The organism is Solibacillus sp. iso_87 (assembly GCF_056173085.1).
In genome coordinates, this window is record NZ_CM149656.1 from 2,212,766 (window position 1) to 2,235,555 (window position 22,790).

The 22,790-nt window shown below is 35.0% G+C and carries 32 protein-coding genes; 4 read left to right on the top strand and 28 right to left on the bottom strand.

Features of this window, described 5'->3' with window-relative positions:
* The 6 genes from AC0VXV_RS11110 to AC0VXV_RS11135 form a co-directional block, all read right to left on the bottom strand.
* Entirely contained in the window at positions 1 to 414 is a 414-nt protein-coding gene (locus tag AC0VXV_RS11110) for a hypothetical protein (protein WP_475528217.1), read from the bottom strand.
* Between the two features lie 236 nt (positions 415 to 650).
* Positions 651 to 1,040 carry a DUF2500 domain-containing protein gene (locus tag AC0VXV_RS11115; RefSeq protein ID WP_475528218.1) on the bottom strand — a complete coding sequence of 130 codons (390 nt, stop codon included), beginning with the start codon at positions 1,038 to 1,040 and terminating at the stop codon, positions 651 to 653.
* A gap of 180 nt (positions 1,041 to 1,220) precedes the next feature.
* Complete coding sequence (gene thpR, locus AC0VXV_RS11120) at positions 1,221 to 1,787, bottom strand: RNA 2',3'-cyclic phosphodiesterase (protein ID WP_475528219.1); 567 nt, start codon at positions 1,785 to 1,787, stop codon at positions 1,221 to 1,223.
* Between the two features lie 825 nt (positions 1,788 to 2,612).
* On the bottom strand, positions 2,613 to 2,984 hold the full coding sequence (locus AC0VXV_RS11125; protein ID WP_475528220.1) for a hypothetical protein: 372 nt from the start codon (positions 2,982 to 2,984) through the stop codon (positions 2,613 to 2,615).
* Positions 2,981 to 3,184 carry a helix-turn-helix transcriptional regulator gene (locus tag AC0VXV_RS11130; protein WP_475531452.1) on the bottom strand — a complete coding sequence of 68 codons (204 nt, stop codon included), beginning with the start codon at positions 3,182 to 3,184 and terminating at the stop codon, positions 2,981 to 2,983. Before AC0VXV_RS11130 ends, AC0VXV_RS11125 begins: the two co-directional genes overlap by 4 nt.
* Before the next feature lie 184 nt (positions 3,185 to 3,368).
* Positions 3,369 to 3,851 (bottom strand): nucleoside deaminase, encoded by a 483-nt coding sequence (locus AC0VXV_RS11135; protein WP_475528221.1) that lies wholly within the window; start codon positions 3,849 to 3,851, stop codon positions 3,369 to 3,371.
* Positions 3,852 to 4,040: 189 nt separating this feature from the next.
* Between AC0VXV_RS11135 and pdxS the strand changes: the two genes are divergently transcribed.
* Entirely contained in the window at positions 4,041 to 4,925 is an 885-nt protein-coding gene (gene pdxS, locus AC0VXV_RS11140; protein ID WP_475528222.1) for a pyridoxal 5'-phosphate synthase lyase subunit PdxS, read from the top strand.
* A gap of 1 nt (position 4,926) precedes the next feature.
* Positions 4,927 to 5,514 (top strand): pyridoxal 5'-phosphate synthase glutaminase subunit PdxT, encoded by a 588-nt coding sequence (gene pdxT, locus AC0VXV_RS11145; RefSeq protein ID WP_475528224.1) that lies wholly within the window; start codon positions 4,927 to 4,929, stop codon positions 5,512 to 5,514.
* 43 nt (positions 5,515 to 5,557) lie between these two features.
* Here the strand turns inward: pdxT and AC0VXV_RS11150 are convergent, their stop codons facing one another.
* Positions 5,558 to 6,811, bottom strand: coding sequence for an S-layer homology domain-containing protein (locus AC0VXV_RS11150; RefSeq protein WP_475528225.1), 1,254 nt, complete (start codon positions 6,809 to 6,811; stop codon positions 5,558 to 5,560).
* A gap of 330 nt (positions 6,812 to 7,141) precedes the next feature.
* On the opposite strand from AC0VXV_RS11150, the gene AC0VXV_RS11155 reads away from it, so the two are divergent.
* Entirely contained in the window at positions 7,142 to 7,669 is a 528-nt protein-coding gene (locus tag AC0VXV_RS11155) for a DUF2179 domain-containing protein (protein WP_008404026.1), read from the top strand.
* A 67-nt stretch (positions 7,670 to 7,736) separates the two neighbouring features.
* Here AC0VXV_RS11155 and AC0VXV_RS11160 read toward each other — a convergent pair whose 3' ends face one another.
* The 21 genes from AC0VXV_RS11160 to AC0VXV_RS11260 form a co-directional block, all read right to left on the bottom strand.
* Positions 7,737 to 8,369, bottom strand: coding sequence for a C39 family peptidase (locus AC0VXV_RS11160; RefSeq protein ID WP_475528226.1), 633 nt, complete (start codon positions 8,367 to 8,369; stop codon positions 7,737 to 7,739).
* Positions 8,370 to 8,631: 262 nt separating this feature from the next.
* Positions 8,632 to 9,468 carry a DUF2268 domain-containing putative Zn-dependent protease gene (locus tag AC0VXV_RS11165; RefSeq protein WP_475528227.1) on the bottom strand — a complete coding sequence of 279 codons (837 nt, stop codon included), beginning with the start codon at positions 9,466 to 9,468 and terminating at the stop codon, positions 8,632 to 8,634.
* 44 nt (positions 9,469 to 9,512) lie between these two features.
* Positions 9,513 to 10,004: a fructose-bisphosphate aldolase gene (locus AC0VXV_RS11170; RefSeq protein WP_475528228.1), complete on the bottom strand. Its 492-nt coding sequence runs from the start codon at positions 10,002 to 10,004 to the stop codon at positions 9,513 to 9,515.
* An 11-nt stretch (positions 10,005 to 10,015) separates the two neighbouring features.
* A complete protein-coding gene (locus tag AC0VXV_RS11175; RefSeq protein WP_475528229.1) occupies positions 10,016 to 10,468 on the bottom strand; it encodes a GNAT family N-acetyltransferase in 453 nt (150 codons plus the stop codon).
* Between the two features lie 338 nt (positions 10,469 to 10,806).
* Positions 10,807 to 11,679 carry a pirin family protein gene (locus tag AC0VXV_RS11180; protein WP_475528230.1) on the bottom strand — a complete coding sequence of 291 codons (873 nt, stop codon included), beginning with the start codon at positions 11,677 to 11,679 and terminating at the stop codon, positions 10,807 to 10,809.
* 67 nt (positions 11,680 to 11,746) lie between these two features.
* Positions 11,747 to 12,022, bottom strand: a complete 276-nt coding sequence (locus AC0VXV_RS11185; RefSeq protein ID WP_475528231.1) for a VOC family protein — start codon at positions 12,020 to 12,022, stop codon at positions 11,747 to 11,749.
* The gene (locus AC0VXV_RS11190; protein WP_475528232.1) at positions 12,019 to 12,153 is read right to left on the bottom strand and encodes a hypothetical protein; all 135 of its coding nucleotides are present in this window, start codon (positions 12,151 to 12,153) and stop codon (positions 12,019 to 12,021) included. Before AC0VXV_RS11190 ends, AC0VXV_RS11185 begins: the two co-directional genes overlap by 4 nt.
* A gap of 44 nt (positions 12,154 to 12,197) precedes the next feature.
* A complete protein-coding gene (locus AC0VXV_RS11195) occupies positions 12,198 to 12,674 on the bottom strand; it encodes a helix-hairpin-helix domain-containing protein (RefSeq protein ID WP_475528233.1) in 477 nt (158 codons plus the stop codon).
* A gap of 132 nt (positions 12,675 to 12,806) precedes the next feature.
* A complete protein-coding gene (locus AC0VXV_RS11200; RefSeq protein WP_475528234.1) occupies positions 12,807 to 13,304 on the bottom strand; it encodes a GNAT family N-acetyltransferase in 498 nt (165 codons plus the stop codon).
* Between the two features lie 260 nt (positions 13,305 to 13,564).
* Positions 13,565 to 14,287: a DUF5694 domain-containing protein gene (locus AC0VXV_RS11205; protein ID WP_475528235.1), complete on the bottom strand. Its 723-nt coding sequence runs from the start codon at positions 14,285 to 14,287 to the stop codon at positions 13,565 to 13,567.
* A 380-nt stretch (positions 14,288 to 14,667) separates the two neighbouring features.
* A complete protein-coding gene (locus tag AC0VXV_RS11210; RefSeq protein WP_475528236.1) occupies positions 14,668 to 15,120 on the bottom strand; it encodes an SRPBCC family protein in 453 nt (150 codons plus the stop codon).
* Between the two features lie 76 nt (positions 15,121 to 15,196).
* Positions 15,197 to 15,652, bottom strand: a complete 456-nt coding sequence (locus AC0VXV_RS11215) for a hypothetical protein (RefSeq protein WP_475528237.1) — start codon at positions 15,650 to 15,652, stop codon at positions 15,197 to 15,199.
* Between the two features lie 52 nt (positions 15,653 to 15,704).
* Entirely contained in the window at positions 15,705 to 15,899 is a 195-nt protein-coding gene (locus AC0VXV_RS11220; protein ID WP_475528238.1) for a hypothetical protein, read from the bottom strand.
* Between the two features lie 31 nt (positions 15,900 to 15,930).
* Positions 15,931 to 16,386 carry a GNAT family N-acetyltransferase gene (locus tag AC0VXV_RS11225; RefSeq protein WP_475528240.1) on the bottom strand — a complete coding sequence of 152 codons (456 nt, stop codon included), beginning with the start codon at positions 16,384 to 16,386 and terminating at the stop codon, positions 15,931 to 15,933.
* 133 nt (positions 16,387 to 16,519) lie between these two features.
* On the bottom strand, positions 16,520 to 17,197 hold the full coding sequence (locus tag AC0VXV_RS11230) for a hypothetical protein (protein WP_475528241.1): 678 nt from the start codon (positions 17,195 to 17,197) through the stop codon (positions 16,520 to 16,522).
* Positions 17,198 to 17,297: 100 nt separating this feature from the next.
* Entirely contained in the window at positions 17,298 to 17,984 is a 687-nt protein-coding gene (locus AC0VXV_RS11235) for a DUF3600 domain-containing protein (protein WP_475528242.1), read from the bottom strand.
* On the bottom strand, positions 17,968 to 18,501 hold the full coding sequence (locus AC0VXV_RS11240) for a sigma-70 family RNA polymerase sigma factor (protein WP_475528243.1): 534 nt from the start codon (positions 18,499 to 18,501) through the stop codon (positions 17,968 to 17,970). The genes AC0VXV_RS11235 and AC0VXV_RS11240 overlap by 17 nt, the downstream gene beginning before the upstream one ends.
* A 166-nt stretch (positions 18,502 to 18,667) precedes the next feature.
* Positions 18,668 to 19,102, bottom strand: coding sequence for a DMT family transporter (locus tag AC0VXV_RS11245; RefSeq protein WP_475531453.1), 435 nt, complete (start codon positions 19,100 to 19,102; stop codon positions 18,668 to 18,670).
* 85 nt (positions 19,103 to 19,187) lie between these two features.
* Positions 19,188 to 20,642, bottom strand: coding sequence for a serine hydrolase domain-containing protein (locus AC0VXV_RS11250; protein ID WP_475528244.1), 1,455 nt, complete (start codon positions 20,640 to 20,642; stop codon positions 19,188 to 19,190).
* A 90-nt stretch (positions 20,643 to 20,732) separates the two neighbouring features.
* On the bottom strand, positions 20,733 to 21,194 hold the full coding sequence (locus AC0VXV_RS11255; RefSeq protein WP_475528245.1) for a DinB family protein: 462 nt from the start codon (positions 21,192 to 21,194) through the stop codon (positions 20,733 to 20,735).
* Between the two features lie 152 nt (positions 21,195 to 21,346).
* Positions 21,347 to 21,880: a helicase gene (locus tag AC0VXV_RS11260; protein WP_475528246.1), complete on the bottom strand. Its 534-nt coding sequence runs from the start codon at positions 21,878 to 21,880 to the stop codon at positions 21,347 to 21,349.
* Between the two features lie 191 nt (positions 21,881 to 22,071).
* Here AC0VXV_RS11260 and AC0VXV_RS11265 point away from each other — a divergent pair, with 191 nt between their 5' ends.
* A complete protein-coding gene (locus AC0VXV_RS11265; RefSeq protein WP_475528248.1) occupies positions 22,072 to 22,719 on the top strand; it encodes a DUF421 domain-containing protein in 648 nt (215 codons plus the stop codon).
* The last annotated feature ends 71 nt before the right edge of the window (positions 22,720 to 22,790 follow it).

The following is a 22,790-nucleotide window of genomic DNA, read 5'->3' on the forward strand; positions in this document are numbered from 1 at the left end:
CTATTTTTTTACTTCTTCCGGAAATAAAAAACTAATAAGTTCTCGAAACATACTTTGCTGATACATAGATAGGAGGATTTCTTGAATAGTTTCTTCATATTTTATATTTATAGTAGATGAAATGATTGTAATTGTTTGATTTAAAGATGGAAAATCTTTTTCGAATAATTCGGGAGGGAATTCCGGGTCTTTCCTTAAACTATCATGTTCTTGATGTAAACGACTTGATAGATAGAACATAATATATTCAAGTTTCTTTTTATCCTCTTCAAAAATACCTAGAGAAAGAAGTAGATGCCAGTATGGTTTTTTTCTATTAGGTTCTACCAAAATAGAAAGACGTTTTAAACTTTTTTCTAAAGAATAAATTTTCCCCTCTAATTCTTCAATTTTTTTTTGCTGTTCATCTTTCATGTTAATTCCTCTCTTCCTACATTTGCTGAAACCTCTATCCATTTTAATTCCTTATTCAACTAAACTGCCCCTTTATTTGGATTCCTGATTCGTTATATTTCCCCCCACCCCGAATGATACATTTTTCAAAATACTTGTTCAAATGATGGATAACATACCCCCACATAAAAAAAGCGCTGATTCCAATACAGAATCGCGCTGTCTTTATATTGTTAGGCCTAGTGAAATTACGGGTGCTACACTCGAGTAAAGTCAAGATATCTTGTTCCTTGAAAAGTTAACTTGCCGATATCCCCTTCTGCAAGCATGCCATACTCCATCCCCGAAACATGAAACTCTGATCTGTCACCACTTTCGAACTCAAATGTAATGAAGTAATTTGTAGAGGTACTGTGCGAGTGGTGGTTATTATCATGATGGTGATGGGTATGTCTCGTTACATTTGTTCTTTTAACTTTTACGATGGCCGGAACTGTTAGCCGAGGTGAGTTCTCATTTTTCTTCCATTGCTTGAAACTACTGAATAGCATCCCAATTATTGAGATAAATATGATAATAAAAATAAGTGCGATGAATATTGGTCCAAAGTTGAAAAACCAATCCCCACTTCCTGGCATGTCATACATGAAATTCCTCCTTGTTATGATAATTAAATTATACGAATAAAATGGAAGAAAGTTTCAGAATGATGATTGAATCCCACGACAACCCACCTTTACCATAAATTTACCAATCAAAAAAAACGAGCGCTGATTCTTATTATAGAATCGCACCCGCACACTAATACACTATGGAAATGAAGATCATTATTCTAATGAAAATGACGCAATCGATTCATATTTCGGTGTATTTTCTACATTTGATTTATATAGTACTATTTCATTTACTTCAAAAGATAAAGGCTTTTCTTTAAATGGGTTTTGCGAGACTATTTTGTCCACTATGAAATCTTCATTAATCCCCCATTTTCGGGCCAATGTAATATGTGGATGATAAGGGCGTGTTTCTAACTTAAAACCTTCATCTAGACAAGATTGATGGACAATTTCCTGAATTTTATATAAAGCATCTGATTCACTCACTGCCCCCCAAAATATACGAGGTGATTTTTGAGCTCCAAACACACCCAATCCTTTAATATCTAACATAAAAGCTTTTTGATTCTTTATGGCCTCCCCAACTGATCCAATAACGGATGTAAGTTGCTTTGGATTTACAGCGCCAAGGAATGCAAGCGTTATATGATAATCATTTAAGTCCACCCATCGCTTAAACTGGAATATTGGCTTAATTCGTGTCAGTTCCTCGTAAATGGTTTGTTTTACTTCATCCGGAATTCTAACCGCCCAAAAATAGTGCGCCACTCTCTCCATATTCTTCACCTCTTCTATTACAGAATTGACATTATTAAAAAAACTAATACAAATACAATGATGATATGTAATAATAAATTGTCATTTCCTAAGCAAAAAAGACGAAGGTCGACAATATATCTCCCCATTATTAAAACGAAATTAGCGCTAACACATACTGGCTTCGATCTTCTCAATTTCGCCTTTTTTATTTACGCTGTCTCTCCCGCGTTCACAGTTATCTTTTATTTCCCACTCAATGTAATATTTATTATTTTTTAATTCAACAGATAGTATTTCTGTTTTACCTTTATAGTTATAGTGATTACCCAGGACCAATTGTTTAGCTTCATCTTCAGTGATGACATTTTGAATAGATGAACATCCTGCTAATAATAGGACTGCAATTATCAAATAAAGTGCAGAATATATTTTCACACCTTTATGATTTTGTTTCTTTCCTTACCCCCTAATTTCACATAGATTTTTGTAAATAATTTTAAAAATAGACGCGTTCCTCTTGTGAACTGCGTCTGTTATTGTTAAATACAAATTACCACTTTCAACTACTGAATCCTCCGTTTTGAAGATGGTATTCTGCTAACCTTAAAAGTAATGTACAAAATCAAGCCAAATGCAATCCCACCCAGTAGAATTAAACCAAATTCAGCTAGCACCATCACCGATATAGCCGTAATGATAATCCCTAATAAAATAAACAAAAATATTTGCATTAAGTTTTCCCCTTTCAAAATTACCTGTGTTTGGGAATTAATAAGTTTTTTATTCCGCTCCTTCTTATAAAGAAATTAAATATTCCCTGTCAATGGACTATGTACAGATTCATTAAATACGTTTTGAATAAAAAATCATCGTTAGAGGAATTGAGGTAACCATAATACAAAATAAAATCGTTAAAACTTCTGATGCAGTTTGAGTTTTAGCTACTGTAATAAATAGCAGTGTGATAGTTGCAAACAGCGTAAAATAGTTTGCTGTCATACTTTTACCTATAATATCTTTTGTACGCTCATCTTTAGGAAATAAATGTGGAGATAAATAAGCCATCATTAATGAACTTGTTCCCAAGAAAAAAGTCATCACGCCTACTGGAAATTCACCATTTATTATATAAGGGTAATTAATATATACACTTAATGGAATTATAATAATTCCTAAAAATAAATATGATAGTTGGTTCTTTCGAGCTTCTTTCATTCATTTTCCCCCTCATAAATAAATATATCTTCAATCTTACAATCGAAAATTTCTGCCAACTTAAATGCTAAAATAATCGACGGATTATATTTTTCCTTTTCTAATGAAATAATAGTTTGTCTAGAGACAGACAGTTTTTCTGCCAACTGGTCTTGTGTCATACTGCGTTGAGCCCGTAAAACCTTAATGTTGTTTTTAATAATAAATCCTCCCTGATATGTAAAGTAAGTTTTACTTAAAGTAAAGTTTACTTTACATATATTTAAATTACAAGTCACCAAAAAATTATCTCCTCGTATCTCAACTTTAAAATAAAAACAAGCGCTGATTCTTACAACAGAATCGCGCTCGCTTGGTTTCATATCAACCATCTACATATTTTATTCATCGTTTCATCTCGTGAAACTGACGATGAAGTTGATGGACTTCCTCTGCTAGTTCAGGAACAGGACCATCTACAGTTGCATCGTTAACAACCTCTTGAATTGACAGATTGCGTACACGTGAATGACCTTGGCCCATTTCTGCTAACCACTGTACCAATTGTTTAGATGAACTTGCATAAACAATCCGTCCTAAACCTACCCAACCATGAGCAGCGGCGCACATCGGACAATGTTCCCCGGAAGTATATACTGTTGCTTTGCTTCTTTCTTCAGGTTCCATATTATTTGCTGCCCATCGCGCAATCGCAAACTCGGGATGCTGTGTATGATCACCGCCTGCCACATGATTATGATCCTCAAAAAGCACTTCCCCATCTGCAGAAACAAGAATTGATCCAAATGGTTCGTCACCTTTCTCAAGCGCAATTTTTGCTAATTCTACACAACGTTGTAAGTGCTTTAAATCTATATTATTTATCATTTTAGTATCCTCCTTAGTCTGTAAGTAGAAACCGTTTCAAACATCATTATAACAGAATTATCAGACGGTTTTATGTCCATGTTTTCAGACACCCCTCCTCTGACCTTAAAGTTTTATATAAAATTGACTATTTCAATATGGTCAATTTTCATTATACTAAGAGTCATTACAGGAATGGAGGTTATTTACATGGTACAAGTTGGAACAAATCGAGTAAAACGTGGAATGGCAGAAATGCAAAAGGGCGGCGTTATTATGGATGTCATTAACGCTGAACAAGCAAAAATTGCGGAAGCTGCAGGTGCAGTAGCAGTGATGGCGCTGGAACGTGTGCCTTCCGATATCCGAAAAGCTGGTGGTGTAGCCCGTATGGCGGATCCGCGGATTGTGGAGGAAGTGATGAGTGCCGTCACGATTCCGGTTATGGCAAAAGCACGAATTGGTCACATTGTAGAAGCACGTGTATTAGAGTCAATGGGTGTGGACTATATTGATGAAAGCGAAGTTTTAACACCGGCTGATGAAGAATTCCATTTACTAAAGAGTGAGTATACAGTGCCATTTGTTTGTGGTTGCCGTGACTTAGGAGAAGCAGCACGACGTATTGGTGAAGGGGCTTCTATGCTCCGTACTAAAGGTGAACCAGGTACTGGCAACATTGTGGAAGCAGTTCGTCATCTTCGAAATGTTAACGCTCAAGTACGCCGTGTTGTTGGAATGAATGTGGATGAATTAATGACAGAGGCAAAAAATTTAGGAGCCCCTTTTGAATTACTATTGGAAATCAAGCGTTTAGGTCGTTTACCTGTTGTGAATTTTGCCGCGGGTGGTGTTGCAACTCCTGCAGATGCCGCGTTAATGATGGAGCTTGGTGCAGATGGTGTGTTTGTTGGATCCGGTATATTCAAATCAGAGAATCCTGAAAAATTTGCGCGTGCCATTGTGGAAGCAACAACGCATTATACAGACTACAAACTGATTGCTGAAATCTCAAAGGAACTTGGAACGCCGATGAAAGGAATTGAAATAGCTACCCTGAATGTTAATGAACGTATGCAGGAGCGTGGCTGGTAGTATGGCAAAAATAGGAGTACTTGCATTACAAGGTGCTGTAAAAGAGCATATTCAGCAAATTGAACTTCTTGGTCATGATGCTGTTGCAGTGAAAACAAGCGATGATTTACGTGGTATTAACGGTCTTATTTTGCCTGGTGGAGAAAGTACGACAATCGGTAAAATGTTAGAACGAAATGACTTGTTAGAACCTATAAAGGCAATGGCACAACAAGGTGTTCCAATGTTTGGGACATGTGCCGGTCTTATACTGTTGGCCAAAAAGATTAGGAATTCCAAACCCCCTCACCTCAGTTTATTGGATGTTGAAGTTGAGAGAAATTCTTTCGGGCGACAAGTTGACAGCTTTGAAGTTCCATTATCAATTCCATCAATTGGTGATGAAATAACAGCAGTTTTTATACGAGCCCCGCATATTGTATCGATCGGTGAACATGTTGAAATACTTGCTACATATGAAGAACGAATTGTACTAGCTAGAGATGGGCAATTTTTAGGTTGCTCTTTTCATCCCGAACTGACCGACGATGTACGTATACTAGAACTTTTTATCGGTATGGTAAATGAATTTATAAAGGTCCAAAGATAGATAAAAAAAGAAGCACAATTCCGTGCTTCTTTTATTTGCTGGATTATTTACTCAAGCCTTTTTCATGTATCCGATAAATCATAGCTGCCATATGTGCTCTTGTTGTCGGATTATTTGGACCAAACCGGCTAGCGGTATAGCCAGCCATAATTCCTTCTTGTTTCATCGTTTCAATCGCAAGAGATGCCCAAAAGTTTTGATCCACATCTTTAAATGAATTTGCACCCTTGTTGGCAGATTGGCTATAAAATCCTGCATTATAGAAGATTTGAGCCATTTGCGCCCTTGTTAAATAAGTATTAGGTGAAAAACGTCCATCACCGATGCCGTTGATTATTTTATGTTGTGCTGCTAAACGAATTGAATCTGATGCCCAAAAGCTCTTTTCCACATCACTAAATGAAATATCTTTATTTGTTGTAGTCAGCGCTAAAAAGTTACTAATAATAGCAGCTGCTTGAGCTCTTGTTATCGATTGATTCGGTTTATATGTACCATCAGGATAGCCGGAGATCCAGCCTTTTTCAGTTAAGAATAGAATCTGTTGTGCGGCCCAATGTCCACCTACGTCTTTTAAATTTCTCTCATCAAACTGGTATAAATCACGCTCGTCCATAATAGAGCCTACTTTATTTCGATAGTATTCCCCGCCCAAATGAATATAGCCAGCATTGGCAATGTCGAACAGATATTCTTTAGATGCTCGCTCATAACTCCATCCTTTTTTCATCCTTTCTTCGTAGTTGTTTTTTGCGAACCGATATCTATCGTTTAACAGTAATTTTCCTGCTAAATAATCGACCGCTTCTTTATAGGAACTGAAAGCCCGATACCAGTTATCCCTTCTTTTGCTTTCATCGTATATTTTACGGTCTTGTCCGTAATCAGTTAGTACAGGAACCGGTTCATAATCTTCATCAGGTTGTCCCTTCAACTGCCAGGCATTCTTGGGATTGTATCCCCAAACCTTTATTCCGAAAAGGTTATTTGCATTTATTGCTATTCTCGTTGTTCCATAGCCGCTTTCCAGAGCAGCCATTCCAATAATCGCACTAGCAGGAATTCCCCACTTTTCATTTGTTTTCATTGCATATGTAGAAATTTCATTAATAAAGTCTTCCTTCATTTTGGTTGAAGGATATTCGTATGTAGATAAGTAGGCGTTACTATTTCTTCCAGACTTTTCATCTTCAAAAGGGAGAAGGTTTACGCCTTTTGCACTCGTGGTCAACGCGCTGTTGTTGAAAACTAGTAAAAAAATTAATAGTGATAGTAATGCTCTGATTAATTTCGCCAAATTCATAACTCCTTAAATATTCAAATAATAATCTCGGACACTTCCATCATAGCAGTTTTTTATTAGACTTAGTGCGTAAAATATCATTTTATTAATACTAATTGATGGTTATATTTCCGAACTTTACCTATGTTGCCCCCCCTCTCCGAAACAAAAAAACATCGTTCATCTTGATGGACAAATGATGGTCAGAAAGAATCAATTTAATAACAGCAATTGATTCTCCCTTATTTTTATAGCATTAACTCAAATAATTAATAAGAATATAAATTTCATATTAGGGTAGAAGTAAAAAAGTAAAATAAATTTTTAAATGAAAGAGGGGATTTTATGCAGGAAATAATCCTAATTCTGGTCATACAGCTCGTTTACGTGCCGTTAATGACATTACGTACAATATTCTTAGTCAAAGACATGAGACTTCTTGCTTCAATTTTTGGGTTTTTAGAAGTTCTTATTAACGTATTTGCACTTTCTATCATTTTTAGTGGTGATCAGAACTTTATTGCGATGATTGTGTATGCACTCGGATTTAGTATTGGGATACCGATCGGAACAATGATTGAAAACAAGCTGGCTATTGGTTTTGTATCTGTTACAATCAATACGCAGCAAAAAAACCAGGAATTGATCGAAACATTAAGAAACAGCGGCTTTGCCATTACGACATCTGTCAGTGAAGGTCGTGACAGTGAACGTTATAAATATGAGATTTTGGCTAAACGAAACCGAGAAAAAGAATTATTCGCCCTTGTTGAATCGATTGAACCAAAGGCATTTATCATTTCATATGAGCCAAAATCATTCAAAGGCGGTTTCCTAGTCGATCGTATGCGTAAATTTAAGCTTCGACGATAAAATAAAAAATGAGCTAGATCCAATGATTCTAGCTCATTTTTTATGCTCTTTCATCTTTAGTCCTTCCTCAACTGCCCAACATTGATGGGCATGTATTAACATCTACTGCTATATATGTATTGCTGTATGGAAGCGTGTGAATTCTCTTTACATCCCAAAGTATTTTAAATTCTTCAATCGGAACTTTTCGATTATAGTTCTTCTGTTCTCCTTCATCATTTACTAAATGACTCAATGATTCTGAAAGGTAAATGTACTCTTTGTCATAACCAACTACCGGGACAAAATGCAGATTTTTGAGATCCTTCTGTACTTTAATAAAAACAATTACTGGCGTTCCTTTACTAACTTCGGACTTTAATGTATTAATACTACCTTTATAATAATTAGTCTTAAATCCATAATTTCTTAACACAGTACGAATCCCTTTTGGGTATACATTGCCTGCTCTTGTTTTGTTGGGAAATTGCTTATATAACGCATCCCCTTCAGCATCCATACCAAAGTGACGCAGCAGGTACGCTGTTGAAAATGCCGCGCATTCCGTACCTTTTTGAAAGTCGATTCGATTCTCATGCTGAATCATGTAGGTAGTCGGAAAATCCTTTTTTCGTACTACCGGAATAGGTAAAGTCATTAAATAAGTATTAATAGACATTGAGATAATTACCCATAAAGCAACTGAATTAATTATAAACATGCTACTCCCCCAATATATGAATTCAATGTGTGGCTACTTTTCTTTTTTTCTTCATAGAGTTTGTTAATATCGCAATTCCTATAACCAATGAAAAAAGGAAGTACATGCCAGCAAAAATTTTAGAAACGAAATGTTCTCGAACAATAAATTGAGAGCCTGATACATACATTGCAAAAAACAAGAGGATTAAAATTAACACATTTCTCCGTCTCATATTTATCCCCTTCCTTTAAGGTTATTAAATTGCTATTGTCAGTTTGTACTATAATGTGCGTAATAATGTTCTCATTCTCTCTTCAAAATCTGGATGTCCCCAATAAAGCATTGCGTTTTCTATACCTTCTTCACCTACTAAATGCTTTACTAAAAGATAGGCAATATAATAACCAAGCCGGCTATAGCCAAAAATTTGGCCACCATTAATCGAGAACCATTCTTTAAATATTTCTGCTGATGTACTTTGAACCAAATCTTGCTGAAAAGCATCGATAATGGTTTTTGTATTTTCTTCACAAAATGAAAGCCATTCTGGATCGGGTTGATAAGCAAAATAAATATCTTGGTCTGCATTTGCTACTAAAGTTGATAAATAAGTTGCTACACCCTCTTGCAATAGCCAGGTGAACGGGTTATACCATTGTATATCTTTTGCATCTATCCCATTATGTGTCGTGAAAAGATGATGCGTTGCATGGCCAAATTCATGTGCAATTATTACATTTAGGCCATCTTCATTCGTTTCAAACTTTTCAACACAGAAAGCAATATGAGGATCCATGGAACGATAAGTATAAGCATTCGAACCACCTAAACCCACAAAAATATAAACATCTTTTGAAAATATTATCGAAAACCGATTTTCATATTCCTTTGTAATTTGAGGTGTTAGCGATTTCAATTTATCCGTAATCCAGTTCATTTGCTCAATCTTGTTTGGATGTGCCTTTAAGGCATTATCAAATTTCAGCTCTTTATTGTGACAATGATTTTCAAAGTAATAACTATAGATTTCAGGATATTTGTTAAAATAATTTTCGTAGTACTCTTTTAAAGGTTTATACTGGTTCAGAAATGGACTTGCCAGGTCGTATATTTTCATGAAGATTTCTCCAATCCTTTGATTAATTATTTCCAGCCATGCATTTATTCAAATTCAACTAAATCCCCAATTTTATATTGTTCTGTCGCAATTTCGCCATCGTTGTTTATGCTTACTTCAAAAATAATTGTGTTCAATGCCTCTCTCATTGATTCTTTATTTAATCCTTTAGAATAAAAGATAAATTCCTGAGCATGCTTTGCAACATTCTCACCTTCATTATTTTGTTCACTACCGCCTCCAAACCAATACCTGTCTGTAACATCAATTGAATCGATCACTTCTTTCCAACTATCGCTAAATGCAAATTGAACTTTCTGACCGGCTACATCTTTTACTTCCACGTTAAATGTAAATTTCCTAAAATCATCAATTTGAGGATTTTCTAATCCATGTGTTCCAACACTCTCAAATTCATCCTCAGTTAAATGTGAAATTACGGCTTCAATTGTTGTATTAGGTTCACCTTGGAAACTGCATGCAGTCGTTATCAGCAAGACGGAAAACAAACAGAGTAAAAACGTGAATTTTTTCATACTTATCCTCCCTATAACTCTTTCGATAACCTGATCATATCGATACACTGGATGCCATTCTCGTAAATTTCTTCGGGATAATGCTTAAGAAAATAGTTTTGATCAACTGAAACAATTCGAAAACCGCATTTTTGATATAACGCCAATTGCCCAATACTTGAATTTCCTGTACCAATTTCTATCGTCTTATACCCCTGTGTTTTGGCTACACGAATTGCATCACTCACTAATAATTTTCCAATCCCTTTACCCTGATGATCTTCAGCTACTGCTACATTGACAATTTCCACAGTTTTCGACCTTGTTGGCAACAGGACATAGACGCCAATGATTTGTCCCTCACTTACAGTTATAAAACAATCGCCCTTTGCTACATAATCTTCTACGATACTTTTTGAAGGGTCCGCCAGTAGCAATAATTCCATTGGCACTTTTCCGTGGTTTTCCAGCCTTTTAATCTCCACACTTATCCCCCTTTATTTCTCGATCAGTTTTGTTTATTGATATCTTTTTCTAACTCTTTTTCAATGCCTTCATCACTTAAGTTAGGTTTATCTTCCTCAATCTTATATTTCATTTTAATTAAAATTCCAAGTTCCGAATAATTAGTCCAATGCTTTACCGCCAAAAATACAACGATTTACAGCAAAAATACTAAAAAGGCAAATGTTAATAAATCCATGTAATCCTCTCCTTATATTATAAATTTTACCATAATTAAAGAGTTATATTTGGTGAAAACAAAAAACCAGATGGCTCAGTTCCATCTGGTTCATTGTAATAAGGTCTATTAAATTAATTTTTACTCTCTTACAGCTGGCGGACCAAATTTACCTAGCTGTAAATCACGGAATGCTTCTCTGATTTCTTCTTTTGTATTCATCACAAACGGTCCGCCTAGAGCGATTTCTTCTCTAATAGGGACACCTGAATAAATTAAAACTTTAGACCGTGTAGATGCTTTTATTTTCAATTCGCTTGAATTATCTTCAGAACCAGTCTCGTTAAATGAGATCGTAGCCGCTCCAGTTTTCGCGATTTTTGTCTTGCTTCCCCCAAATTCCATCTCTCCTGCCATCATAAACAGGAATGAATTATGGTTTTCGGGTAAAATATGTGTGTATTCAGCACCTTCACGAAGCGTAATTTCTGTCATCGTAATCGGAACTAAACTTTGCATAGTTCCTGTTACACCTGCAATATTCCCTGAATAAACTCGAACGAATCCGCCATCGATATTGACTACAGGTGCATCTTCAACAAAGATATTCTGATAAGACATTTCTGTATTTTTTAAACTTTTCGGCAGGTTTAGCCATAGCTGTAATGTATGAATCAAGTCGTCCTCGAACGCTTCTTCAGCATGTCTAGCTGCCCAGCCGGCATTCATATATTGAACATCCCCGGCATTTAAAATGCTGTAACCTCCAGCATTATCAATATGTTCAAGTCTGCCATCTACAACATATGTTACAGTTTGAAAGCCGCGATGTGGGTGATCAGAGAAAACGCCGCGCTTATACCAATCTTCCGCCATTAAAATAAATGGATCGAACTCTGCGTTTCGATTAGGGTGAAGAATGAATCCTTGTTGGACATGAGGATATCCATTGTTGTTGTACTCTGGATACCAAAAACTTTTAATATCTCTTTGAAAAGCTGCATTAGTTGCCAATTGTCTATTCCTCCCACCAATGTTGCTATGAAAATGTACTATTAGGTTGAAATCTTCCAATTAAAGTTTATCGCATTTTCTCAGCTAACTCTAAAATTATGTCTTCCGGTCCCTGAACAAAACATAATTTATAAATATTATTGTAGGTTTGGATTTCACTAATAATTTCCGCGCCTTTCTCTTTCAATTTATCTACGACCGTTTCAATATCTTCAACAGCAAAGGCAATATGATTTTTTGAAGATTGCTGAATACTTTCTATCTCTGAGCCTGTATGAAACATGACCAGCTCTAAATTTGCCTGGTCATCCGACATCCCAAAGAGGACAATGGTTGCTTTCACATCAGTAAGCCCGATAATCCATCCACTTCCCCTTCACTAAGCACTTCCAGTCCAAATTCGATGAAAAACGCTTTAACCGCCGTAAGATCGTTTACTATGATCCCTACATGATCTATCTTGTGAATTTTCATATTTGTTCCCCTTTAGTCCTGATTGATAGGTCTGTATATACCCTTTATTTGTCTTTAGTTTTCTTATCATACCAAGGTGTCGTTGGTCTTGAATCAGGGTATCCATTTAACTCCCGATATCGTTTCCGTTCATCTGTAAAATGCCACCAACTTTTTTCGCTGTCTGAATGGTTTGCATAATGTACGATACATCTTAACGAATCCTCTACACACGGGTCTTCCCAATAACCGAAGTGTTCCTCCAATCGATTAGTTAAATCAGCACCATCTTCGTTTTTCAACTCTTCCAAAGAATAATAACCCAATTCAGTAACCCATTGAGCCAACTTCGGTCCGATTGAAGGGATCGCCTGGAATTGAGCTAGTCCACGGAGATACTTAGCACGCTCGTGAGTTGATTGTAAACATGTAGTTAATTGTTGCATATCCATTAGGGCGATTTCATTTAATTTCACTTTGCACTTTCTTAAATTGATTCTTTCTTCCGATGTTAAAGGAAGCTTTGGAGAGGACTTTTTCATTATATTCACCTAATTTATTCTTATTTATCTTTCTAACTCAATTAGTTATTAACTTACGTCTGCAATATAAAACAAAGGCAGGGCAAACTACTTAAAAAGAGGATTTCCATTGCAATGATATCCCCACAATAATTAATCCATATTCTCTTGCAGTTTGACCATGTTATACCAGCTAACTCCTCCATGCTGTGAATCGGAAATGCCGTGATTTATAAAGCCGAGTTTTTCATAAAAAGTTACCAATTCCTGTTTGCATGTTAGCGTAATTCCTTGTCGCTCATTTTCTTTTACCAACTGCTCCATTTTATTGAGTAAGATCCGAGCAATTCCTTGATTTCTCGCCATTTTAGAAACAGCTACTCCTAATATACTTTGGTAGCCGCCCTTTTTTGGATTTTGAGTAATTTCTACAAAAAGGTCATCCGTTATGTATAGTTGAGGGATTACAGGACCGTTAATATAACCTACGATCTTTCCATCTTTTTCAGCGACTATAAATGTATCGGCAATCAGCTGAATTCTTTCCACAAAGGCATCCCTTGTGGCAGCCTCTTCTTTTGTAAAGCCTTCATTTTCAATGACGACCAGACTCTCTAAATCAGTATTTTGCACATTTCTTAATGTAATCATGTTGTTCCTAACTCCTTTATATAGCCAATTACTTATTTTCTAATTTTCTTTCGAGTGCCTCAACTCGTTTTTCTAACGTATACAACTCGATTTTTAATGCTGAATCACTTTTGTTTGTTGATCTTAATGAAGATTTAAATAATCTGTTAAAACTCCAATAGGCGATTAACAAGCATACTACGATTATGAATAACCCAATTAAAGTCCCGATTATATTTTCTAAAATAGTCCGTTCACTCCTTTAAGTTACTAAATCTATATTATTCAGACCAATCTCCGTATGGAATGACTCTTATTGCTTTGTCATCTTCCAACAGTTGTTTAAGTAGATAGTTATGACCGCTTCCATATAAAATAACAGCCCGCTTTGTTTCAGGAAGAATGAATTTTTTTATATTACGTACGATTCTTAAATTACGGTAATACCAATATTTTGTTACCCACTCAAATGCAATTTCATCGTCGAACTGCATTAAATCCAAATAGACTTTATGATCATTTACTATGTTTTCTTGTGAATTAATATGTTTGTACAGTTCGATGATATCTCCTTGCTGAATTATAGTAGAGAGCTTCTCGAGCACCATTTTTACACGGTTCATTATTTCCTCGAACTCTGTTTTCGATTTCCCTTCTCCAACGAGACCTAAATCGATTGATTCCTCTGGCTGCTCATTCCAATCCACTGCATAAACGGCATCATGTCCAAGCATTTTAGCTAACCGGAATCCAATTTGATAAATCTCATTTTCTTTAAAATCATCATTTATTTCTGCTACTTCTACCGAGCGATAAATTGAAGTTAAATGTTCTTGTAAATGAAATGAATATTCAACAAAGACTTGATCCGCTTGGAACTTTGCAAGATCAATAGCCAACTTTTCGAAATCGCTATCGCTATATTTCCTTTTATCCTTTTCCGATAACGTGTTCAAGTCAGAAGTATCGCTAAGGTGAAACGTTCCAACTAATAGAATTTCCATATAAATCCTCCCTCTATTTAACGTTTATTACTAATTATTCACTTCTTTAATAGAAGACTTTTCCTTGTTAATCTCTTACTTAATAAAAATAAAATCAGATTATAAATGCTGAAACAAACGATTGCAAAGATAGCGTCAATAGTCAAACTTATTGGTTCATATCCGCTATGGTAATTAATATGAACTTCATTCCCTTTGTAGATGAACCAAATAGCAATAGATATGAGACAATACAAAACTATTAAGAATATATAGTGACCGTAAAATATGATTTTGTTATGTGAAGAACCGAATCTTGCGGTATATAAAAAAAGACCCCCATAAACAAGCATCATGATAATGATTTGAGAGACTGCCATTTATGCCCTCCTAATAATTCATTACTTATTTTCTGCAAGCTTCTTCAATTCTGCTGCTCGATTTATAATGAAGCTATTCATATATCTGTACAAAAACAATTTGTCAGCGATACTTCCTAATGGACCAAATGGCGCCTTATATTCAAATATATCGATCATTAAAGTGCCGTCTTTTTCTTCTACAAATTTATGAGTATGGGTAAATGATTTAAATGCGCCTTTCACCATTATGTCCACAAATATAGTTGGTTGTTGCATATGTATAACCTTTGCCGTCAGTTTCTGTTTAATACCGAAGTGAGTAGCTTCCCAAGTAACGGAGTCACCTGCATTTAATAAGCCATTTGTTACCCCACCAACAGCCTTTTCCTTCGTTTTCGCAGTCGTCATTATATGAATGTCGACGTTTCTGGCAAGGTCAAAACATACTTGTATAGGTGCATTTACAAACTGCTTGTGGATAATAATCGGCATCGAAATTCTCCTTAAAAACTTAATCATTTTTACTCTTCAATTCCTTTACCATGACTTCCTGTGGGGCACAATTAATTTACTGAACAACTATATTCCCAACATATTGAGCATTTCCTTTATCCGTTTCAATGTCAACAACGAGTATATACTTTCCTTTTTCTGTAGGTAAATTAAAGGTTTGATTCACTATAAAATATTCTAATTCTATTTTGTTTTCATTTTGCAAAACAGAAACCTTTATTTTATTCGGATCAAAAGTTCCGTTTTCCCTATTTAAGGTAACTAATTCCCTTGGTTTAAAGTAAATAATATTTTGCATGTCCGCTAATGCTTGGATATCTTCGGTTTCTTTGTTGTATTTTTCATCATACTTCCAATCGATGTTTGCTTCAGCTAAAGTTTCTTGAAAATCATCTCCATCAGGAGTAAAAACCATAACTGTTGGTGGTGAGAAGTCATAATTTTCCCCAATACACCCTGCCAATAAAATAATTGAAATCAAACCTATATCAATGTTTAAATATTTATTCACAACTACACTTTCGTACGATACATACGCAAAACTTCAAGAATTAAAATAATGTCTATTTCCTACTATATTTTTCCACAGTAATTTGAATGATATAAAGCAACAGCAGGCCGATTGTCGCCCAGAATGAAAAGAATAAGGCATCCCGCCATTTAGTTTCCTTGAATGCTTCATAATTAATATATAATCGAATTAAAAATGATAGAATAAATATGATGAGCAGTAAAAAAAGCATCCTTTTGTGTTTCATATTTTTTCATCCCTCTTCCTTATTGCAGACTTCAATCAGATAATAATTTCTTCTCAAAGTAAGTTAAGGATAAATGTTCATTTACTTGGACTTCCTTCGTTATCCGAAATCCATTTTTCTTATAAAGCGTAATTGCTGGCTTATTTTTGGAGCCAGTTGCGACTATGATTATATTTGTTTCGAACTGCCTTTCAATAAAAGTTAACAGTTTCTGTGCGATTCCTTTCCGGAAATGGTCCGGATGAACGATTAATCTATGTATGTCTACTTCATTATCGACTTTCACCGATATGGCCGCGCATAGTTCTTCATTTATATAGTAGCCGAAGAAAGTTTCTCCACATTCTTTTAAAGTATTTACTGTATCTTTCAATGGTGGGATATCATCATAACCGATAATTTCCGCTTCTACTTTATAAGCTGGCATTTGAATCTCTAAGAGTTTTTCTGCATTTTTTGGAAAACGAATATCAAATTGTTTTATCATAGAAACACCTCATTCGATTGTATTAGTAATTTTTCATTACTAATTCTATCTAAATTTTAACATAAATTTCCCAGGTAATTTCACATTAATAAAAAAGCGCAGATCCTTAGAGATACGCGCTAGTCAAATTATTTTAGTTAATCTTTTCTCCTAAATTTAATTCTTTAACAAGAGAAGTTACGAGAGTTTTTAACGGAGTCGTGATTGAACTACCTGTCTTTGCTTCAACAAGCTGTGCTGCATCCACCATCGATAATTGAGCAACCGACATTACCCTATCATCGTTAATAAGTTGTTCTAATATCTTTGATACTTCATGATTGTATTCGTCTTTGCGTCCTTGCATGATCAGTTCAAACGTATTGTCTAGAACAACAACCTCGATGTTTAGTGTTTTTTGATAAATATCAGCAAAATATTTGAGACGTTCCATTGTTCCCTCAACGGTTGCCGGATTGGTAAAAATTAAAGTCTGGGGTTCCTGAATAGTACAGACGAAATCAAAGAATGGTTCATCCAATTTAATAATTGGTACTGATATGGAAAGTTGGTCTTCCTGTAAAATGGAAATATAGTTTGTACAAGTAAGTAAAATAGCATCAATATTCGATTGGGCAATCCATTCTATCTGCTCTTTTACTTTTAGCTGCGCATCTGCTTCATGGAAATTCTGATCTGAAGTTAATCGATCCATTAATCCTGGATCAACAAAATGGACGAATTCGATGTTAAATGGAGCAAGTGCATTTTCTATGTATACAATATTGGAATAATGGGCGTGTAAGCAACCTAGTCTTTTTTTCAATTTCATTCCACCTGTAATTTATTTCTAATTATTCTATCAGTTTGTTGATATTAATGTCTATTTAAATAAAAAAATCAGCTTGAAAATACCAAGCTGATTTACGCCATTAATTCCCCATTTGTTTTTCATTCACATAATCCAAAACAGCACGAGCCTTTAAAAATTCTTCTTGTGCATCCGCCGGAATCATTTCAATAGTGGGGGGTGAAGAAACACCTAATTGTGCCATAACAGTTTCAAAGGTTAATAATGCCTGAATATATTGCTCATATTCTTCAACTGTTAAAATCTCTTTACTCGATGGTTGATTATTTAACGTATCAAAGTAAGGCTGGATCTCATAAATGGCCGCTTTAATTTCCTCCAGTTTTTCTTCAGAAAGCTTAGAATAATCGATATTTCCGTTTTTATCGCCATATTCAAGCTTTGCATCTGTAATGACATAGAGTATTTCTTTAAACTGTTCAAATTGTTCTTTTCCCAAGTCACCTTTTGCCTGGGACAATTTTGCATCAAATAATAAATAACTTTTAATTGTAATATTTGCTATATGTTTTTTTACATTATCAAACGATCCGTATAAATCATCTGCTAATAACGATTGATACGCAAATGCCCCTGTTGGAAGCATTAAACAGGCAGCCATAATCGTAATTGCTATACGTTTTTTCACAAAACGTTTCACTGTTCCCCCCATTTCTGACTTAGCTTCCCGAATACCTTTTTTACTCCTTTCATGAAGCTGAAATGGGATTTCAATATTCTCTATATCCTGTTTAAAATGATTCCCCATAGTTTTCTACCTCCTTTAAATTTTGACGAAGTTTATTAAGAGCACGATATAAGATGGATTTTGCTGTTCCGAGCGGGATTTCAAGAATATCTGATATTTCCTTTAATGTACGGTCATTATAATACTTAAGTAAAATCACACTTTTCTCATCTTCATGCAAAGTATCCATTAGTTCTCGTAAAGATAATGATAATGCAATTTTTTCAAATTCTTCTCCTGTATGTACTTCAAATTGATGAATTAGTTGAACCACTTTTTTATTTTTATTTATTACATTCAATGCACAATTGATTGTAATTTTCATAAGCCATGTCTTGAAATATTCCGGTTTATTTAAACTGCTAATATTCTTGAATGACTGATAAGCTACTTCTTGAACGACATCTAAGGCATCATTTTTATTTTTTACATAGACATAGGCCATTCGATAAATATCAGCTTCATATTGTTGGAAAAGCTCTAAATACGCTTTGTCATTTCCTTTTTGAGCTCTTTTTACTAATCGTTGAATATTCATAGCAATTCCTCCCTTCATTTTCGTTTTACATTTATTAGACATACGAGAAGAACATTTGGCTTAAAATTTCTAAAATATTTTTCACATATTAAATTTGATTCTCTCCATGAAGAAAGACGCTTTTTTTTCGGAAAGCGTCTTTTGGTCTAAGAAGTAATTTTTTTTACTAAGCTTTATTAAACAAATAAATCCCGACAAACATTAAAGCAAGGGCAATGAATTTAGTCATATTCATTGGATAGGTAACCCCACCAAAAAGTCCAAAGTGATCAATAATTGCGCCGACTAATATCTGACCAATGATAACTGCCATAAAAGTAGCGGCAACCCCAATCAAATTTACAGAAAAGATATTAATGACAATAAAGAATGCGCCTAATAATCCCCCGATTAACTGCCATTTTGGAACTGTAAATACATTTAAAAAATTCCCTCTCCCGAAGAAGAAAGCTAAAAAGAATAATGCAATCGCCCCAACCATGAAAGAAACGGTTGCGCTTTCCAATACGCCTACTTTTTTACTAAATAAGGCATTGATTTGACTTTGTATTGCGACTGCAGAACCGCCGATCAACGCTAAAAATGCAATTATCAATTTCATCATCAACAGTTCCCCCAATGTGAATACAATGATTTCTATACTATTGAATTTCTTTTAAAAATTATATATTCCTTCTTAAATTAGGTTATCGAATCTTTTTAGTAACAATTAGCAATAATATGAGGAAATAATAAAGGAAGATTGTCGCGATCCCACTATAATATAGTACCGTTACTGAAGTAGGAGCCCATACTTTTATAAATTCCCATTCCATATTAATTAGTTTAGGAGCTACTAATACAAATATGAAAATAATGGCTACAAACAGTGTGTGGCATATTAACAAGAAAACTCTCTTTCCTTTCAACATTGCCGTTGTTCGCTGTTTTCTTTTAAACTTCCACAAGTTCCGTAACAAAAACAAACTAAAAATTAACCCTAGACAACCAATAACTATACAAAGAACTGTTATGACTTTGTCCAACTCCTGATATCCATCAGTATGATTAAGATTAACCTTATTCCCTTCCCATAAATCCATAACGCTTTTGCCAATTGCTGTTGTAAACGTTGTATCCATATTGGATAAAACAGCAACCCCTATTTTTTCATCAGGTTGCATAATAAAATAAGTTGAAAATGTTGGATTTGATCCATCGTGCCATATGTATCGTTTGTCATTTTTTTTCTCAACACTCCAACCACTTGCATAATATGTATCTTGAAGCATCGGCTCTACAGTTTGATCAGGGATGTGTGATTGTTCGATTGTTTTGCTGCTTATACTTTCATTTTGGATAGTTCCTAGCTGCAGATTTAACCATTTTGCGATATCGTTTGCATTGCTGATAATATATCCAGCAGGTATATTTCCCCGATAAATAGGCGGTGTATATTCTTGTTCTTTCTTAAATCCTATCTTATAACCGGTTGCCAACTCTTTAGGATGAAGTTGATGGATTCCTACATAGGAATCATTCATTCCGATTTGTTTTAAAAATCGTTCTTTTATATACAAGTCATATGGTTGCTTTGAAACATTCTCAATAACTAACCCAAGCACGTCGTAATTGATTGTTGCATATTCAAATGAACTACCCGGTTTACGGTTCAAAGGCTGGTCAAGCAAGGTTCGTACTGTCAATTCCAGCGCGTTTTCATCATTGCTTTCAGGAATATGAACGATAGTATTTGAAGCTATTCCGCTCGTTTGGTTTAGCAATTGATTTATCGTTATGGACTGAGGTTCCCCTTGGTATTCTAACTCCAGCCATGGGATATATTTTCTTACATCATCTGTCCTATTTAATAAACCTTCTTCTTCTAATTGTAAAATCGCAAGGCCTGTAAAAGCTTTTGAAGTGGATGCCAATTCAAATAGTGTGCGCGGTGTTACAGGTATCTTCTCTTTTACATCCGCGTATCCAAAACCTTTTTGATAAACTGTTTTCCCCTTGTCGACAATCACTATGGATAACCCAGGAATTTGACTCACTTTCATTTGTTCTTCAACGAATTGTTCAATCTGGTGAATCTTTTCATTTGTTTCCGCATGAACTTTTGAAATCAAACTATTTAACCCTAGTATCATAGCAATCATTATAAATAATTTCCTCATCCTTTACTCCCTTCAATAGTGCAATTGAATTTCTACATTCATTCTGATATCAGAAAACATCTAAAAAAACCATCATTCCAATGCTTTTTTTATTTGATTTATATGATGAAGATCATGTTCCGTTAAACCTTTTAAATACTCGTAAAAGGTTAAAGTGGACTGGCCTATCCGTATTGGATTTAACCAGTCATTTTCAGGAATTAGCTTTATCTGGCTTAATAATTCTTGCCGTACATGAATACATTTTCCCAATGTATTTTCTACATCTTCTATTCTGGCTTGTAAAGAAGATTGGTTATTTAGCTCATCGATACCCGGAGCTTTCGGTAAGTGTTTGCCTGAAAATAAATACGGAATTCTTTGCTGTAACACAAATCTATCCCAAGGGTAAAAGTGACCAACTATTTCTATAATGGACCACTTACCTTCCCCAATCGGCTTTCTTAATAGATTTTCATCAGCTGATTTTAAACTATGTATAAAAGTTATGAAGTTTTGATGATGCGCTACTATTTCTGATTTTTCCTTTAGCAAATGAACCACCTCGATTTAGTTATTCGTTACTGAACACGAAAACACCTACAATAAAGGTTCACATTCCAGGATAAATCTTCGGAACGCAAACCATTACCTTTACATTGAGTAAGCCCTGTTCCAACTTCACTAATTCAAATGTATCTGATGTATTAATACTCATTGTCTAATTTAAAGATAAATCGGTTATCGGAATTCCACACATGCGAGTTGTCAGCTACATATCCGCGCAGCCATAATACGCCATCAACTTTTCTAACATAAAATCCTTTTGGAAAACTTTCTTCATCACTAATTATTTCTGATGCAATGGTGACAGATCCAGAAGGTGCCTCATTTTTTTGTGAAAGATTTCCTGAATTCCTCTCAACTTGGTCTACATATTCAAGTCGTAAGTATGGTCCTAGCTCAGGTGGACATAACTGCAAGCCAAGTTCGTTCGCTTGTTTATAGATTTCAGGTAATGCTGCGCCATTCGGAAAACCTAAATCTCTAACTGATAGTTCAACTATTTCCACGCTATATGTTGTTTCGGTAGTAGTAAATCGATCATCAAATAATAATTTCTCACCATATTGGTTCAATGAAATAGAAGATTGTTGCAGTTTGTCAATAAGATCGGCTTTCGATAGCCCTCCTACCTCAATCGTTTTTGTAATAACAGGACAATCAGGATAAATTCGCATTTCTTTCCCTCCTTATCGCTTCGAATGATTATTTTTGTAACCAATATTGCTACTAAACCTTTACTATTCATTTCTAGTAAACCCATTAATACTCCTTTATCCCTTTTAAAACAGTGAACGCTAGTGATTTATGACCAGCTTAATTTGATACGCTTCAGGGTATTCAAAGGAGGATAGGAGAGTGAAAATATATGATTACAGCAATTACTATTAAAATTATTGCAGGGTTTATAGCACTTATGGTTGTTATCCGCTTTATCGGAAAAAAAGAACTTACTGAAGTCACCCCATTCGATTTTGTGTTTATCGTTATTCTCGGAGGAACACTGGAAGAAGGTGTATACGATGAAAAAGTGAAGGTTTGGGATGTCCTCTATACAATTGGACTATGGACTGCGCTGTACCTTTTAACCGATTTTCTTGTCAGGAAATTTGAAAGGCTGCGCCCGATTATTAAAGGAGAGCCGTCTTTTCTCGTAAATAATGGGAGGTTGGATATTAAAGAATTAGAGAAAAATAAAATGGAATCCGAACAGCTGCGTTCCTTGCTCCGGATGCAAGGGGTTTTTTCAATTAGTGAAGTAAAATATGCCCTTTTGGAGCCGGGTGGACAAATTAGCGTATTGAAAAAGGAGTCATCCGAGGAAGAAACAGGTGGTGTATTAACTCACTTGATTATCGATGAAGGGCAGATTGAAGAAAGAGTTCTGGCACAAATCGTGAAAGATAAGCAATGGGTCATTCATCAATTAAAAGAAGAAGGCTATGAAGATATTAAGAAAATCTATTATGCGGAGTGGTCTGAGGAAAATGGACTTTATGTTCAGACATATGATTAATTGTTAGCGGTTGAAAAGCGGCAACTGTAGCTGCTACAAATAGGAACGACATTAAAATATAACCCACAAAG

Coding starts and splice junctions, on each gene's coding strand:
- AC0VXV_RS11190 (WP_475528232.1), bottom strand. CDS start 12,153: ATGAAAATTCACAAGATAGATCATGTAGGGATCATAGTAAACGATCTT.
- AC0VXV_RS11245 (WP_475531453.1), bottom strand. CDS start 19,102: ATGAAATTGATAATTGCATTTTTAGCGTTGATCGGCGGTTCTGCAGTC.
- AC0VXV_RS11260 (WP_475528246.1), bottom strand. CDS start 21,880: ATGCGAATTTATCCTGATTGTCCTGTTATTACAAAAACGATTGAGGTA.
- thpR (WP_475528219.1), bottom strand. CDS start 1,787: ATGGAGAGAGTGGCGCACTATTTTTGGGCGGTTAGAATTCCGGATGAA.
- AC0VXV_RS11240 (WP_475528243.1), bottom strand. CDS start 18,501: ATGAATATTCAACGATTAGTAAAAAGAGCTCAAAAAGGAAATGACAAA.
- AC0VXV_RS11200 (WP_475528234.1), bottom strand. CDS start 13,304: ATGATTACATTAAGAAATGTGCAAAATACTGATTTAGAGAGTCTGGTC.
- AC0VXV_RS11170 (WP_475528228.1), bottom strand. CDS start 10,004: ATGAAAAAATTCACGTTTTTACTCTGTTTGTTTTCCGTCTTGCTGATA.
- AC0VXV_RS11125 (WP_475528220.1), bottom strand. CDS start 2,984: ATGAAAGAAGCTCGAAAGAACCAACTATCATATTTATTTTTAGGAATT.
- AC0VXV_RS11220 (WP_475528238.1), bottom strand. CDS start 15,899: ATGAAACACAAAAGGATGCTTTTTTTACTGCTCATCATATTTATTCTA.
- pdxS (WP_475528222.1), top strand. CDS start 4,041: ATGGTACAAGTTGGAACAAATCGAGTAAAACGTGGAATGGCAGAAATG.
- AC0VXV_RS11265 (WP_475528248.1), top strand. CDS start 22,072: ATGATTACAGCAATTACTATTAAAATTATTGCAGGGTTTATAGCACTT.
- AC0VXV_RS11115 (WP_475528218.1), bottom strand. CDS start 1,040: ATGTATGACATGCCAGGAAGTGGGGATTGGTTTTTCAACTTTGGACCA.
- AC0VXV_RS11110 (WP_475528217.1), bottom strand. CDS start 414: ATGAAAGATGAACAGCAAAAAAAAATTGAAGAATTAGAGGGGAAAATT.
- AC0VXV_RS11230 (WP_475528241.1), bottom strand. CDS start 17,197: ATGAAATTGAAAAAAAGACTAGGTTGCTTACACGCCCATTATTCCAAT.
- AC0VXV_RS11135 (WP_475528221.1), bottom strand. CDS start 3,851: ATGATAAATAATATAGATTTAAAGCACTTACAACGTTGTGTAGAATTA.
- AC0VXV_RS11165 (WP_475528227.1), bottom strand. CDS start 9,468: ATGAAAATATACGACCTGGCAAGTCCATTTCTGAACCAGTATAAACCT.
- AC0VXV_RS11210 (WP_475528236.1), bottom strand. CDS start 15,120: ATGCCGATTATTATCCACAAGCAGTTTGTAAATGCACCTATACAAGTA.
- AC0VXV_RS11205 (WP_475528235.1), bottom strand. CDS start 14,287: ATGGAAATTCTATTAGTTGGAACGTTTCACCTTAGCGATACTTCTGAC.
- AC0VXV_RS11160 (WP_475528226.1), bottom strand. CDS start 8,369: ATGTTTATAATTAATTCAGTTGCTTTATGGGTAATTATCTCAATGTCT.
- AC0VXV_RS11250 (WP_475528244.1), bottom strand. CDS start 20,642: ATGATTGCTATGATACTAGGGTTAAATAGTTTGATTTCAAAAGTTCAT.
- pdxT (WP_475528224.1), top strand. CDS start 4,927: ATGGCAAAAATAGGAGTACTTGCATTACAAGGTGCTGTAAAAGAGCAT.
- AC0VXV_RS11225 (WP_475528240.1), bottom strand. CDS start 16,386: ATGATAAAACAATTTGATATTCGTTTTCCAAAAAATGCAGAAAAACTC.
- AC0VXV_RS11235 (WP_475528242.1), bottom strand. CDS start 17,984: ATGGGGAATCATTTTAAACAGGATATAGAGAATATTGAAATCCCATTT.
- AC0VXV_RS11195 (WP_475528233.1), bottom strand. CDS start 12,674: ATGAAAAAGTCCTCTCCAAAGCTTCCTTTAACATCGGAAGAAAGAATC.
- AC0VXV_RS11155 (WP_008404026.1), top strand. CDS start 7,142: ATGCAGGAAATAATCCTAATTCTGGTCATACAGCTCGTTTACGTGCCG.